At 73.2% G+C, this 14,149-nt stretch carries 12 protein-coding genes and 1 riboswitch; of the genes, 6 read left to right on the forward strand and 6 right to left on the reverse strand.

Features of this window, described 5'->3' with window-relative positions; genetic code table 11:
• Window position 1 precedes the first annotated feature (1 nt).
• The 4 genes from ACZ6CL_RS21960 to ACZ6CL_RS21975 all read right to left on the reverse strand — a co-directional run bounded on the left by ACZ6CL_RS21960 (window position 2) and on the right by ACZ6CL_RS21975 (window position 4,508).
• Window positions 2-1,534 (reverse strand): cobyric acid synthase, encoded by a 1,533-nt coding sequence (locus ACZ6CL_RS21960; RefSeq protein WP_468937821.1) that lies wholly within the window; start codon window positions 1,532-1,534, stop codon window positions 2-4.
• Complete coding sequence (locus tag ACZ6CL_RS21965; protein ID WP_468937822.1) at window positions 1,531-2,493, reverse strand: cobalamin biosynthesis protein; 963 nt, start codon at window positions 2,491-2,493, stop codon at window positions 1,531-1,533. Before ACZ6CL_RS21965 ends, ACZ6CL_RS21960 begins: the two co-directional genes overlap by 4 nt.
• 142 nt (window positions 2,494-2,635) lie before the next feature.
• A riboswitch (cobalamin riboswitch) is annotated at window positions 2,636-2,773 on the reverse strand.
• Window positions 2,774-2,942: 169 nt separating this feature from the next.
• Window positions 2,943-3,173 carry a hypothetical protein gene (locus ACZ6CL_RS21970; RefSeq protein WP_468937823.1) on the reverse strand — a complete coding sequence of 77 codons (231 nt, stop codon included), beginning with the start codon at window positions 3,171-3,173 and terminating at the stop codon, window positions 2,943-2,945.
• 15 nt (window positions 3,174-3,188) lie between these two features.
• Window positions 3,189-4,508 (reverse strand): inorganic phosphate transporter, encoded by a 1,320-nt coding sequence (locus tag ACZ6CL_RS21975; RefSeq protein WP_468937824.1) that lies wholly within the window; start codon window positions 4,506-4,508, stop codon window positions 3,189-3,191.
• A gap of 236 nt (window positions 4,509-4,744) precedes the next feature.
• Here ACZ6CL_RS21975 and ACZ6CL_RS21980 point away from each other — a divergent pair, with 236 nt between their 5' ends.
• The 6 genes from ACZ6CL_RS21980 to ACZ6CL_RS22005 all read left to right on the forward strand — a co-directional run bounded on the left by ACZ6CL_RS21980 (window position 4,745) and on the right by ACZ6CL_RS22005 (window position 11,468).
• Window positions 4,745-5,455, forward strand: coding sequence for a class II aldolase/adducin family protein (locus ACZ6CL_RS21980; RefSeq protein ID WP_468937825.1), 711 nt, complete (start codon window positions 4,745-4,747; stop codon window positions 5,453-5,455).
• A gap of 81 nt (window positions 5,456-5,536) precedes the next feature.
• Window positions 5,537-6,664, forward strand: a complete 1,128-nt coding sequence (locus tag ACZ6CL_RS21985; RefSeq protein WP_468937826.1) for an alpha/beta hydrolase — start codon at window positions 5,537-5,539, stop codon at window positions 6,662-6,664.
• Between the two features lie 153 nt (window positions 6,665-6,817).
• Window positions 6,818-8,167, forward strand: a complete 1,350-nt coding sequence (locus ACZ6CL_RS21990; RefSeq protein ID WP_468937949.1) for a hypothetical protein — start codon at window positions 6,818-6,820, stop codon at window positions 8,165-8,167.
• 196 nt (window positions 8,168-8,363) lie between these two features.
• On the forward strand, window positions 8,364-9,962 hold the full coding sequence (gene abc-f / locus ACZ6CL_RS21995; RefSeq protein ID WP_468937827.1) for a ribosomal protection-like ABC-F family protein: 1,599 nt from the start codon (window positions 8,364-8,366) through the stop codon (window positions 9,960-9,962).
• Window positions 9,963-10,338: 376 nt separating this feature from the next.
• Window positions 10,339-10,560, forward strand: a complete 222-nt coding sequence (locus tag ACZ6CL_RS22000; RefSeq protein ID WP_009718933.1) for a helix-turn-helix domain-containing protein — start codon at window positions 10,339-10,341, stop codon at window positions 10,558-10,560.
• 128 nt (window positions 10,561-10,688) lie between these two features.
• The gene (locus ACZ6CL_RS22005) at window positions 10,689-11,468 is read left to right on the forward strand and encodes an enoyl-CoA hydratase/isomerase family protein (protein WP_468937828.1); all 780 of its coding nucleotides are present in this window, start codon (window positions 10,689-10,691) and stop codon (window positions 11,466-11,468) included.
• Here ACZ6CL_RS22005 and ACZ6CL_RS22010 read toward each other — a convergent pair whose 3' ends face one another.
• Entirely contained in the window at window positions 11,469-12,587 is a 1,119-nt protein-coding gene (locus ACZ6CL_RS22010; protein ID WP_468937829.1) for an NAD(P)-dependent alcohol dehydrogenase, read from the reverse strand.
• Between the two features lie 27 nt (window positions 12,588-12,614).
• Entirely contained in the window at window positions 12,615-14,075 is a 1,461-nt protein-coding gene (locus tag ACZ6CL_RS22015; RefSeq protein WP_468937830.1) for an aldehyde dehydrogenase family protein, read from the reverse strand.
• Window positions 14,076-14,149: the final 74 nt, after the last annotated feature.

Genomic DNA, 14,149 nt, shown 5'->3' on the forward strand with positions numbered 1-14,149 from the left:
CTCAATCTGTCCCTCCCGGCGCCCCGGGCGGCACGAAGGGCAGCCCGTCCGGTACGCCGCCCTCGATGAGCCTCAGCAGCGCGTCCGTATCCGCGTGCTCCTCGATCAGATCGCCCAGCCGGTCCAGCTGCTCCTCGCGCAGCTCCGCGAAGCGGGTGTCCGGCGCGGGTACGAACGCCCGGCCCGACGCCTGAGCGACCCGCCGCAGGAAGGCCCGGCGGAAGCCGTCGCTCTCCAGCGAGCCGTGCCAGTGCGTGCCCCATACCGAGCCCACCCGGCAGCCGTCCAGGAAGGGTTCGTCGCCGCCGTCGAGCAGCTCGGCGACCCCGTGATGGATCTCGTAGCCCTCCACCCGTTCGCCCAGCGCCTCGCCCACCGGCCGGGCCAGGGTCTTCCCCGTGGCGAAACGGACCCGTACGGGCAGCAGCCCGAGGCCCGCGACCGTCCCGGCCTTCGACTCGACCTCGTCCTCGATCGCGGAGCCGAGCGCCTGGAAGCCGCCGCAGATGCCGAGCACCGGCCGCCCCTCCGCGGCCCGCCGGGCGATCGCGTCGGCGAGACCGCGCGTCCGCAGCCACTCCAGTGCCTTCACGGTGCCCCGGGTGCCCGGCAGCACAACCAGGTCGGCGTCGGCCAGCTCCTCCGGGCGGTCCACGAAGCGCACGATCACGCCCGGCTCGGCGGCCAGCGCGTCCACGTCGGTGAAGTTGGACATCAGCGGGACGGCCGCCACCGCGACCCGCAGCACGTCCGCGCCGTGCGGCGGTGCGACGACGCTCTCGCGCACCGTGCCGCGCAGCGAGACGCGCAGCCCGTCCTCCTCGTCGATGCCGAGGCCGTGCGCGTACGGCAGCACGCCGACGGTCGGCCGCCCGGTGAGGTCGCGCAGCATGTCCAGACCGGGTTCCAGCAGGCTCACATCGCCGCGGAACTTGTTCACCACATAGGCGGCGATATGCCGCTGGTCCTCGCGGGACAGCAGCGCGGTCGTACCGAAGAAGGACGCGAAGACGCCGCCGCGGTCGATGTCCCCGACCACGACGACCGGCAGTCCGGCGGAGCGGGCCAGGCCCAGGTTGACGATGTCGGTACGGCGCAGATTGATCTCGGCCGGGCTGCCCGCGCCCTCGCAGATCACCGCGTCATGGGTGCGCCGCAGCTCGCTCAGGCACTCGGTGACGGTCTCCAGCAGCCCTTCGCGCCGCCGCTCGGAATGGTAGCCACGCGCGCTCATCTCCCCGACGGGCTTGCCGAGCAGCACCACCTGGCTGCTGCGGTCGCTGCCCGGCTTCAGCAGGACCGGGTTCATCAGGGCGCTCGGTTCGGCGCGCGCGGCGGCCGCCTGCATGGCCTGGGCCCGCCCGATCTCGGCGCCGTCGCGGGTGACGAAGGAGTTGAGCGACATGTTCTGCGCCTTGAACGGGGCGACCCGGAGCCCTTTGCGCGCCAGCCAGCGGCATATGCCCGCCGTGACGACGCTCTTACCGGCGTCCGAGGTCGTCCCCGCGACGAGCAGTCCGCCTCCCAGGGTCATCGATTCACCCTTTCCTGGCCGACCGCGGACCGGCCCGCGGCGGTGATGAGCAGAGCGAGCGCCGCCACCCGCCGCGAGAGGCTGATCGCCCGCGGGATGTCGGCCGCCGTCACGGGACGGCCGCCCGGATTCAGTACGGGCCGGTGCTCGACCCGGCCCCCGTACGCCAGCGTGCCGCCCAGCCGGACGCCCAGCGCGCCCGCGAACGCCGCCTCCACCGGGCCCGCGTTGGGGCTCGGGTGGCGTCCGCCGTCCTCGCGCCAGGCGCGCCACGCGCCACGCGGATCGGATCCGGCCACAGTGACCAGGGCGGCCGTGAGACGGGCGCCCGGCCAGCCCGCGGCGTCGTCCAGCCGGGCGGACGCCCAGCCGAACCGGCGGTAGCGGGCCGACCTGTGGCCCACCATGGCGTCCAGTGTGTTGACGGCGCGGAAGCCGACGAGCCCCGGCACTCCGGCCACGGCCCCCCACACCAGCGCGCCCACCACCGCGTCCGAGGTGTTCTCGGCCACCGACTCGACGACCGCCCGGGCGATCTGCTGCTCGTCCAGCGCCTGCGGATCCCGTCCGCACAGATGCGGCAGCCGCTCCCGCGCGGCGTCGGCGTCCCCGGCGGCCAGCGCGTCACCGATGGCCCGGGCCTCCCGCACCAGCGAGGTGCCGCCCAGCACGGACCAGGTGGCGGCGGCGGTCAGCGCGACATCGGCTGTACGGCGCGGCCTTACGAGGGTGCGTACGGTACGGGCCAGCAGCGCGGCACCGGCGGCCGCGCCGCCCGCGCACAGCGCGGTGTGCAGCGCCCCGGAACCGCGGTGGTCACGCCACAGCCGCCGCTCGACGGCCGCGGCGGTGCGCCCGAACGCGGCCACCGGATGGCCGCGGCGCGGATCGCCCGCGGCGAGATCGAGGAGGAAGCCGAGTGCGGCGCCGCACGCGTACGAGGCGTGGTCGGCACGCATCCTTCAGACCGCCGTCACGCCTCTGCGGCGGGGACCGCCGCCGAGCATATGGACAGATGGAGCTGACGGCGTGGCGATGCCGGGCATGGCGGTATGTCCTCACTCAGGGTCCGCGCCCTGGCTCGACGTGACCGGCGGTGAAAGTCTCCTGGCTCCCGGATCCGCGGCTCTCCCGGTCTTCCAGCCCTCCTCCGTGACGGACGGCCGTGACCCCTTGCGGTGAGGGAGAGCGCTCCCCGGTGACAGTGGCGGGACCGCGCCGGATTCTCACCGGCTTCCTCTCCTGCCGCCGTTTGGCTCGGGAAGTCCACCATGGGGTGCGAATGGCCGTCAACTCGCATTTGACCTGCGATGCCAGAGTGTGCGGAGACCCACAGGCGCACACGCGGCAACGACCGCGGGGCGGTGGGCGCCGATCGGCACCCACCGCCCCGCGGCCTTCCGTGGCCTCAGGCCACGATCAGATAGATGCCGTACGCCACCACCGCGGCGCACACCGCGAAACAGGCGTACGCGCCGGTGCGCGCAACCGGGGACGCGCCGCCCGCGGCCGCCTGGGGCTGCGGCTGGGCCGTACGGGAGGTGCCGATGATGCCCAGGGTGAAGACCCCTACGACGCCGACCGTCACCGCGAGGCTGATGCTGAAGACCTGGCCGAGGGCCGCCCAGTCGATGTCCATTGCGTGTGCTCCCTGTCAGCTGGTGGAACCGGTTCCCGCGGTGGCGGGGGTGGGTGCGGATTCGGACGAAGCGTCGCCGTCGGTGCCGGATCCGGCCGACCCGGCCGACCCGGTCGTCCCGGCGGACGTGGCGGACGTGGCGGAGGCGGCGGAGGCGGTCTTTCCGGCGGGCGGCGGGGCCACCGACCGCACGGCGGCGGTGACGACGCCGACCCGCTCGGTGGACTCCGCACCCGGCTCGTTGACGTTGCTGGCGTCCACCGGCTTGCGGCGCGAGAGCGCCCAGATGACACCGCAGCCCAGCACCGCGAGGACGGCGACCGCGGTGACGCCCCAGCTGCCCTGGTCGGCCAGCAGCGCCGCGGCTGCGGCCACCAGACCGGCGGCCGGAAGGGTCAGCGCCCACGCGACGACCATGCGGCCCGCGGTGGACCAGCGCACCACGCCACCCTTGCGGCCGACGCCCGCGCCCATCACGGCGCCCGAGCAGACCTGCGTGGTCGACAGCGCGAAGCCGATGTGGGAGGAGGCCAGGATGACGGTCGCGGCGCCGGTTTGGGCGGCGAAGCCCTGCGGCGGCTGGATGTCGGTGATGCCCTTGCCCATGGTGCGGATGATGCGCCAGCCACCCAGGTAGGTGCCGAGCGCGATCGCGAGACCGGCGGAGACGATCACCCACATGGGCGGGTCGGAGTCCGGTGCGATGACGCCGCCGGTGACCAGCGCGAGGGTGATGACGCCCATCGTCTTCTGCGCGTCGTTGGTGCCGTGGGCCAGGGAGACCAGGGCGGCCGAGGCGATCTGCCCGGCGCGGTAGCCCTTCGCGGTGTCCTCCTCGGCCCGGTTGTTGGCCAGCCGGTAGGTGAGCCGGGTGGCGACCACCGTGGCGATGCCCGCCACGACCGGCGCGGCCAGGGCCGGGATGAGGACCTTCATGACGACCGCGTCGCCGTTGACCCCGTCCATACCGACGGAGACCACGGTGGCGCCGATGAGGCCGCCGAAGAGGGCGTGCGAGGAGCTGGACGGGAGACCGGCCAGCCAGGTCACCAGGTTCCAGAGGATCGCGCCGACCAGCCCCGCGAAGATCACTTCGGGCTGGATTCCCGAGCCCTCGTCGATGATTCCGCCGGAGATGGTCTTGGCGACCTCCACGGAGAGGAAGGCGCCGACGAGGTTGAGGACCGCCGACATCGCCACCGCGACCCGGGGGCCGAGGGCTCCCGTGGAGATGGTGGTGGCCATGGCGTTGGCCGTGTCGTGGAAGCCGTTCGTGAAGTCGAACACCAAGGCCGTGATGATCACGATCCCGATGAGAAGCGTGATGTGTTCCATACACCCGGTCAATCAGTTCGGAGGGCGGTCAGTGCACGGTGAACGTAGGGAAACTGGGTGAACGGGAGATGAACTGAGGCGGGCTTCACGGTGACGCGAACGCGGGGGCGTGAGAACGGCTGGTTTTCGACCGTACTCCCGTGTGCCACACGGAATTTGAAGTCCATACATCAACCTCCTGTAGTCCACCCGGAGTGGTGTTCCTATGGAAGGATCGCGCCCGGAGGTGAGGGCCCGTGACGGAGCCGCGATCGGCGCGACGGCCACAGCCGAGGCTGACCCAGCCCCTGCGGCAGGCATGGACGCATGTAGTGCGGACGGCCCGCAGAACCACCGCCGACGGACTCGTCGTCGGCACCTCGGGCAACGTCTCGGCGCGGGTCGGCGACACCGTCCTGGTGACCCCGAGCGGCGTCCCGTACGACCGGCTCGGCCCGCGTGACGCGGTCGGCGTCGACCTCGATGGCCGACAGGTGCTGGGCACACTCGCGCCCACCAGTGAGCTGCCCATGCACCTCGCCGTCTACCGTCACACGGACGAGGCCTCGGCCATCGTCCACACCCATGCCGTTCACGCCACAGCGGTCTCCACGCTCGTCGATGAACTGCCCGCGATCCACTACATGGCCGCCGCCCTCGGCGGACCGGTCCGGGTCGCCGACTACGCGCTCTACGGCACCGATGAATTGGCCGAAACCATGCTGCACGCGCTGCGCGACCGCTCCGGCTGTCTGCTGCGCAACCACGGCACGGTCGTCTACGGAGCGACGCTCGACCAGGCGTACGACCGCACCGCCCAGCTGGAGTGGATGTGCCAGGTCTGGCTGGCCGCGGCCGCCATTCCCGGCCGCACCCCGACCCTCATCCCACCCGCCGAGCTGGAGCGCGCGGCGGCCAAGCTCAGCGGCTACGGCCAGCAGCCCACCGGGGACACCGCCCAGCGGTAGCGCAGACACCGTCCGGCGACAGGGGCCCGAAACAGCCCATCCCACTGGCCGGTCCGCCGCTCCCCGCCCACACTGGGAGGGATGCGTGTGCGGACAACGGCGGTCGCTGCCGCCACCACTCTGCTGGGTGTCGGCGCGGCCGCGGTGGCGGCGGGCCGGTACGTCACCGACGCTGCGCTGAAACCGGCGCCCGACCGGCCGCTGCCGAACGAGCCGCCGCTCACCGTGCACGCCACCGGCGACGGCCGGATCACCCTCACCCGTTCGCTCGCCTCGCTGCGCCCCGGTACCTACGGCGTGGTCGGCCGCGGGTGCCACGCCGTCGTCGGGGCGGTGGACGAGGACGTCGCGCACCCCGCCGACTGCGTCGTACGCCGCCTGGAGCGGGTCACCCACGGCACCCTCGACGCGGGCACCCGGGTGCGGCTCACCCCGCAGGTGTACCTCGGCAACCCGCGGGACGCGCTCGGCATCGAGCACGCCGATGTCGACGTCCCCGGCGAACTCGGGCCGCTGCCCGCCTGGTTCCTGCCCGGCGAGCGCACCACCTGGGTGATCACCACCCATGGCCTCGGTACCACCCGCGAACACCCCATGGTCGTCATGCCGCTGCTGCACCGGCTGCGGATCCCGGTGCTCGACCTCGCGTACCGCGGCGACCCCGGCGCCCCGCGCCCGCCCGACGGCATCGGCCACCTCGGCGAGACGGAGTGGCGCGACCTCGACGCCGCCATCCGCTACGCGGTCCGCTACGGGGCGGAGAGCGTCGTCCTGCACGGCTGGTCCACCGGCGCCTCCATGGCCCTGCACGCGGCCGCCAACTCCGCACTGCGGCACCGGCTCAGCGGCATCGTCCTGGACTCCCCGGTGCTCGACTGGCGGGCCACCCTGCGTGCCCTCGCGGCGGCGCGCCGCACCCCCGCCGTCCTGCTCCCGCTCGCCGTACGGGCCGCGGAAGGGCGCACCGGGCTCCACGACAGCAAGCTCGCGGAGGCGGCCGACCCCGAGAGCCTGCGGGTGCCCACGCTCATCGTGCACGGCCCCGGCGACACCCTCGCGCCCTGGGACGCGTCGCGTGAATTCGCCGCCGCCCGGCCCGAGCTGGTGACGCTTCACCCGGTGCGACACGCCCCGCACGCCGCCATGTGGAACGCCGACCCGCGCGGGTACGAGGAGGCCCTGCGCCGCTTCCTCACCCCGCTCATCTAGGGGCTCCAGGGCCCACGGCTAGCCGTGGGAATCCCGCCCGGGCGACCGCCGGACGGGTGCCGATTGGGCTTTCGGGCCGTCAACGGCGAGACTGCTTCTGTGACGTCCCGTACTCCGCGCGACTCCCGGCTCCGACTCGTCCGCCAGCGGCCGATGGCCACCGCCCCGCGGCCCGCGCCGAACCGCTCCCGGCCGGCGCCACGCCCGCCCGAGGGCACGCCGCCCCGCCCGGAGCTGGCCCGGCAGGCCCGTGCGGGGCTGGTCGGGGCCGTGGAGGTGGCCCGCTGGGCCGCCGCCGAGGACGACTCCCTCGGGGTCCTCACCGACGAGGCCGCCGCCCGCGCCGCCGCCGCGCTCGGGCGCAGCGCCGAGGAGGTGCGGACCGACTGGGACCGGGCCCGGCTCGTCGGACTCGTCGATCTGCACGGCGGCACCGCCCGCCCCGGCTGGCGGCTCCAGGCCTGGGACCGCGACGACAGCGCGGTGCTGCGCGGCTGGGTCGCCCTGCTCGACGCCTGGTCGCTGGCCAGCCCCGCCCCGGACACCGCCGAGCCCGCGGCCGTCGCCGAGGTGATCGAGGCCGTACCGCAGCTGCTTCCGCTGCTCCAGCTGTCCGCGGGCCCGGTGCAGATCTCCACGCTGCTGGACATGCTGCGCAAGCGGGTCGCCGAGCTGCGCACCGAGCGCTGCGAGGTGCCGTACGGGGTGGCCGCGCCGGAGGACGCCGACCCCACCGAGACCCCGGATCCCGGGGACCGGGCGGAGGCCGTCGACGACGACGACGCGCTGGAAGCCCTGCTCGGCTGGGCCCTGGACGCCCTCGCCTCGGTCGGGGCGCTCACCGTCCTCGAAGGCGACGCCGTCCTCACCGCGCTCGGCAACTGGGCGGTGTGGGTCAAGCTGGAGCAGATCTGCGTGGCCGCCCAGAGCCCCGCCGGGAACATCGAGCACCCCGCCGCCGACATGCTGCGCGGCTGCGCGGGCCTCACCCCCGGACCCGCCCGCGCCGAGTACCGGGCCTGGCTCGCCGCGCGCCCGGTGGGCAGCGCCATCACCGAACTGCTGGACGCCGCGCGCGGCGACGACGCCCTGCTGCGCGGGCTCGCGTTCGAGGCGCTGCGGGTCGCCGGGGCGCCCGCCGAGCCCGCGGTGCGGGCCGTCGTGGACGAATCGTGCCTGCGGCCGTACGCGCTGCTGTGGCTCGCCGAGCACGAGGGCGCCGACCCCGAGGACGCGCTGGACGTGCTCACCCGCGAGGAGGCCACCTGGCTGTGGGTGGACACCGCCGCGGCCATCTCCGACCACGGCGAGAGCCCGCTGCTGGTGCGCCATCTGGAGTCCGCGGTGCAGGGCACGGTGCCCGCGCTGCTGGCGGAGGTACGGGCCGTCGGCCACCCCCGTACGGTGCAGGTGCTGGTGGCGCTGGCCGCCGCGCACCCCGACCCGGCCCTCGCCAAGGCGGTGCGCCGGGCGGCCTTCCAGGTCCACACGGGCGGCGTCTGATCACTGACCTGATCACTGACCTGAACGCTGAGAGGTGGCGTCCGCGGGACAGGGGAGGCCTGCGGACCCCAGGGAAAAACCGGTTGCCCGCCCCGCTAAACTGGCCGCATGGCAATTCTCCTCGTGCATTAGACGGCGTCGGCCCCGCCCGCTGGTCTGTCCCGTCCGCCGTCCATCTGCCCAGGAGTAATTCCCCGTGATCACCGCATCCGGCGTCGAGCTGCGTGCCGGCGCCCGTGTCCTGATCGAGTCCGCCTCGTTCCGTATCGCCAAGGGTGACCGCATCGGTCTCGTCGGCCGCAATGGCGCCGGGAAGACCACGCTCACCAAGTGCCTGGCGGGCGAGGGCACCCCGGCCGGGGGTTCCATCACCCGTTCCGGCCAGGTCGGCTATCTGCCGCAGGACCCGCGCACCGGCGACCTCGACGTCCTCGCGCGCGACCGCATCCTCTCCGCCCGCGACCTCGACTCCGTGCTGCGCAAGATGCGCGAGAACGAGGACCGCATGGCCAACGGCCAGGGCGCCACCCGTGAGCGCGCGATGAAGAAGTACGAGCGCCTGGAGACGGAGTTCCTGACCAAGGGCGGCTACGCGGCCGAGGCGGAGGCCGCGACCATCGCGGCCAGCCTGGGCCTGCCGGACCGGGTGCTCGGCCAGCCGCTGCACACCCTCTCCGGTGGTCAGCGGCGCCGCGTCGAGCTGGCCCGGATCCTGTTCTCGGACTCCGACATCCTGCTGCTCGACGAGCCGACGAACCACCTCGACGCCGACTCCATCATCTGGCTGCGGGACTACCTGAAGACCTACAGCGGCGGCTTCATCGTCATCTCCCATGACGTCGACCTGGTCGAGACGGTCGTCAACAAGGTCTTCTACCTGGACGCCAACCGCTCCCAGATCGACATCTACAACATGGGCTGGAAGCTCTACCAGGCCCAGCGCGAGGCCGACGAGAAGCGCCGCAAGCGCGAGCGCGCCAACGCCGAGAAGAAGGCCGCCGCGCTCAACTCGCAGGCCGACAAGATGCGCGCCAAGGCCACCAAGACGGTCGCCGCGCAGAACATGGCCCGGCGCGCCGACAAGCTGCTGTCCGGCCTGGACGCGGTGCGGCAGTCCGACAAGGTCGCCAAGCTGCGCTTCCCGGACCCGGCCCCGTGCGGCAAGACCCCGCTGACCGCCGAGGGCCTGTCGAAGTCGTACGGCTCCCTGGAGATCTTCACCGATGTCGACCTGGCGGTCGACAAGGGATCCCGGGTTGTCATCCTGGGCCTCAACGGCGCGGGCAAGACCACCCTGCTGCGGCTGCTGGCCGGGGTCGAGAAGCCGGACACCGGCGAGGTCCAGCCCGGCCACGGGCTGAAGCTCGGCTACTACGCGCAGGAGCACGAGACGCTCGACCCGGACCGCACGGTCCTGGAGAACATGCGCTCGGCCGCCCCGGACCTCGACCTGGTCGAGATCCGCAAGACGCTCGGCTCGTTCCTGTTCTCCGGCGACGACGTGGACAAGCCCGCCGGAGTGCTCTCCGGCGGTGAGAAGACCCGGCTCGCGCTGGCCACCCTGGTCGTCTCCTCGGCCAACGTCCTGCTGCTGGACGAGCCCACCAACAACCTCGACCCGGCCAGCCGCGAGGAGATCCTCGGCGCGCTGCGCACCTTCACCGGCGCGGTGGTCCTGGTGACCCACGACGAGGGCGCGGTGGACGCGCTCCAGCCGGAGCGGATCATTCTGCTGCCGGACGGGATCGAGGACCTGTGGGGCGCGGAGTACGCGGACCTGGTCGCGCTGGCCTGACCCGAGGACGTCCGGCCCGATTGCTCCTGTCTGAGCCGTTGATCCACGTCCCGTAGATCATTTGGCCTAGGCGTGATCCGTCATCTGAGTGAGAACGGCTGGTATCGCGGCGTGCCGCCCACGACCGGCGCACGGCACGTGCCGCGCGCCGGTCGCTCTCCGTCGATCCTCTTGTGCACAGGTCCTGACCTGCCCTTTCCTCGGCGATCAACAAAGAGTGACAGGGCGGAGGCCGCCGGAATCCTGGATTCCGAAGGCTCGTGAGGCGCCATTTCCCGGGATCCTTCCTCCACAGGTCTTGCCGAATGGGTGGCCAGGAAGGCGCCTAGGGGTGATCATGAGAGTCACAGAGCGCACTTCCCATGAGGAGGCACGGGTGGCCGAGACTCTGAAGAAGGGCAGCCGGGTGACCGGCGCCGCGCGCGAAAAGCTCGCGGCAGACCTGAAGAAGAAGTACGACTCCGGGGCGAGCATCCGGGCGCTGGCCGAGGAGACCGGCCGTTCCTACGGATTCGTCCACCGGATGCTCAGCGAATCAGGAGTGTCCCTACGTGGTCGCGGTGGCGCGACGCGAGGCAAGAAGGCCGCATCGGCCTGATCGCGCGTCTCGCGTCGGAGGTTCGTCACCGGCAGCAGGTGTGGACAGTGCCACCCGGTTGATCGTCCGTTCGACCGGGTGGTTACTGTGCAGTCACTTGTACTGACTGCGATTGCCGGAGGCTTCCTGTGACCCTGCTCGACAAGGACGGCGTTCAGCTCACCGTTGATGACGCGGTCGCCACGGTGACCCTGACCAATCCGGCCAAGCGCAACGCCCAGTCGCCCGCGCTGTGGAGGGCGCTGGCCGAGGCGGGGTCGCTGCTGCCCGGCAGTGTGCGGGTCGTCGTGCTGCGCGCCGAGGGCGTGTCCTTCTCGGCCGGTCTCGACCGGCAGGCCTTCACCCCCGAGGGGTTCGAGGGCGAGCCGTCGTTCCCGGAGATGGCCCGCAGCTCGGACGCCGAGCTGGACGCGATCATCGCCGCGTACCAGGACGCGTTCACCTGGTGGCGGCGCAACGACATCGTCTCCATCGCCGCGGTGCGGGGCCATGCGATCGGGGCGGGCTTCCAGCTCGCCCTCGCCTGTGACCTGCGGGTGTGCGCGGAGGACGCGCAGTTCGCGATGCGCGAGACCAGCCTCGGGCTGGTGCCCGACCTGACCGGCACCCATCCGCTGGTCGGGCTCGTGGGGTACGCCCGGGCGCTGGAGATCTGCGCGACCGGCCGCTCCGTCCACGCCGAGGAGGCCGAGCGCACCGGCCTCGCCAACCTCGTGGTGCCCGCCGCCGAACTGGACGGCGCGGTCCAGGACCTGGCCGCCGCCCTGCTCGCCGCCCCGCGTGACGCGGTGGTCGAGACCAAGGCGCTGCTGCGGGGCGCGGCGGACCGTACGTACGACGAGCAGCGCACCGCCGAGCGCGCGGCCCAGGCCCGCCGCATCCGCGACCTCGCCGGTCTGGCGGATTAGTCAGCCACCGTCGAAGGTCAGTACCGGCTTGATCGTGGTGCCCGCCGTCATGTCCGCCGCCGCCTCCTCGATCCGGGCGAACGGATAGGTGCGGATCAGCTGGTCCACGGGCAGCCGTCCCCGCTGATGGAGGTTCACCATCAGCGGGATCAGCTGCTCCGGTTCGCTGTCGCCGAGCGTGACGCCGGTGATGCGGCGGCCCGGCAGCAGACCGTTGACGTCGACCTCGACCTCCGTGCCCATGGGCGGCGCCCCGATGACCGCGACCTCGCCCCGGGGCGCGAGCGCGTCGATCGCCGTGCGGAGGACACCGGGGTTGCCCGTGGTCTCCAGGGCGCAGTCCAGGCCGAGGCCGTCCGTCAGCTCGACGAGGGCCGCCGCGGGGTCCTCCTCGGCGGCGTTGACGACCGCCGTCGCACCCAGCTTCCGGGCCAGCGCCAGCCGCGGGGCGAGCCGGTCGACGGCGATCACCTGCCGGACCGGGCCGAGCACGGCGGCCATCAGGGCGGCGAGTCCGACCGCACCGGTGCCGAAGACGCCGATCGTGCTGCCGGGCCGGGGCCGCAGGACGTTCAGGACGGCGCCGACCCCGGTCTGGATGCCGCAGCCGAAGGGGGCGAGCGTGGTCAGCGGCAGGTCCGCCGGGGCCCGGACCACGCTGCGCTCGTCCACCAGCGCGTGGGTCGCGAAGGACGACTGGCCGAAGAAGTGCCCGCCAAGGCCGCCGCTCCCGGAGGCGGAACGCAGGGTCGTCGTGCCGTCGCCGCGGGTGCCGCCGAGGAGGTTGAGCGGCAGCCAGGAGGCGCAGTAGGCGGGATGACCGCCGCGGCAGGTGCCACACGCGCCGCAGGAGGTGAACGTCAGGACGACGTGGTCACCGGGCCGCACCCGGCTGACCCAGGACCCGACCCGCTCCACCACGCCCGCGCCCTCGTGGCCGAGGACGCCGGGGAGCGGGAAGGGCAGCCGGCCGTCGCGCACGGTCAGATCGGTGTGGCAGACCCCGGCGGCGGCCAGCCGGACCACGACCTCGTCCGGCCGGGGCTCGTCCAGGGTGATCCTCTCCAGGGAGAAGGGGGCGCCGGGCTTGTTCACCACGGCGGCGAGGGCTTCGGTCATCGTGGAAACTCCGTGGATCGGATGGGCTCAGAACGGGTAGCGCGCGGTGTCGCCGCGCAGGGTCAGCCACTGCGTCTCGGTGAAGGCGTCGAGATTGGCCCGGGCGCCGCCCACCCGGCCGAAGCCGGACGCGGCAAGACCGCCGAAGGGCGCGTTCGGATCGTCGTTGACCGTCTGGTCGTTGATGTGGACCATTCCGCTGGGAATCCGCTCGGCCAGCGCCAGCCCGCGCGCCGTATCGGCGGTGAGGATGCCCAGGCTCAGGCCGTACGGGGAGTCGGCGGCGAGCGTCGCGGCCTCGTCGTCGTCACGGTACGGGCGTACGCACGCCACCGGGCCGAACACCTCCTCCTCCCACGCGGGCACGGACGGGCCGCAGTCGGCCAGCACCGTGGGCCGGTAGAACCGCCCTCGGTGGGTGCCGCCGGTGACCACCCGGGCGCCCGCGGCCACGCTGCGCTCGACGAGGTCCACGACATGGCCGAGCTGTCGGTCGTCGATGAGCGGACCGAGGGCGACCTCGTCGCGGAACGGGTCGCCCACGGTGAGCTGCTCGGCCTTCTTGGCGAGCAGACCGACGTACTCCTCGTACCGCGACGCGTGGACCAGATGGCGGCCGACGGCCATGCAGATCTGCCCCTGATGGAGGAAGTTCCCCCAGGCCCCGCAGGACGCGGCGGCCTCGACGTCGGCGTCCTCCCGCACGATCAGGGCGCTGTTGCCGCCCAGCTCCAGATGGGCCCGGGTCAGATGCTCGGAGGCCAGCGCCCCCACCGCGCGGCCCGCGGCGGTGGAGCCCGTGAAGGACACGACCCGCACCGCCGGGTCGCGGACGATCGCCGCGCCGACGTCCGCGCCGCCGGGCAGGCACTGCAGCAGCCCCGCGGGCAGCCCGGCCTCCTCGAAGACGCGGGCGAGCACCACCCCGCCGGAGACCGGGGTGCGCGGATCGGGCTTGAGGAGGACGGCGTTGCCGAGCGCGAGCGCCGGGGCGATCGAGCGGATGGACAGGATCAGCGGGAAGTTGAACGGTGAGATCACGCCGACCACCCCGACGGGGATCCGGCGCGCCATGCTCAGCCGCGGCTGCGCCGAGGGCAGCAGCTCGCCGGTGGGCGCCGCGGGCAGCGCGGCGGCCTCCTCGCACTCGGCGGCGGCGACCGCCACCTCCAGCGCGGCCTTCGCCCGTGACGATCCGGCCTCCCGCACGATCCATTCGGCGATCTCGTCGGCGTGACGGCGGAACGTGTCGGCCGCGCGCCGCAGGGCCGCGGCCCGCTCGGGGAAGGGGGCCGCGGCCCAGGCACGCCCCGTGGCCACCGCCGTACGGGCCGCGGGGGCGACGTCCGCCTCGGTGGCCCGGCCGACGGAGCCGAGGTGCTGCCCGGTCGCGGGCTCGGTGATGTCGATGGTGCCGGGCCGGGCCGGGCGTGCCCAGCCGCCGGTGAAGATCCTGTCCGCCCAGTCGGCGGTGGAGAGCAGGCTCATCGCGGACTCCTCAATGCTCAGGAATCCTGATAATGCTCCTCGGGAATGGGTGCGACAAGGTCCCGGGACGTACA

The sequence above is a fragment of the Streptomyces sp. NPDC041200 genome, assembly GCF_055591805.1.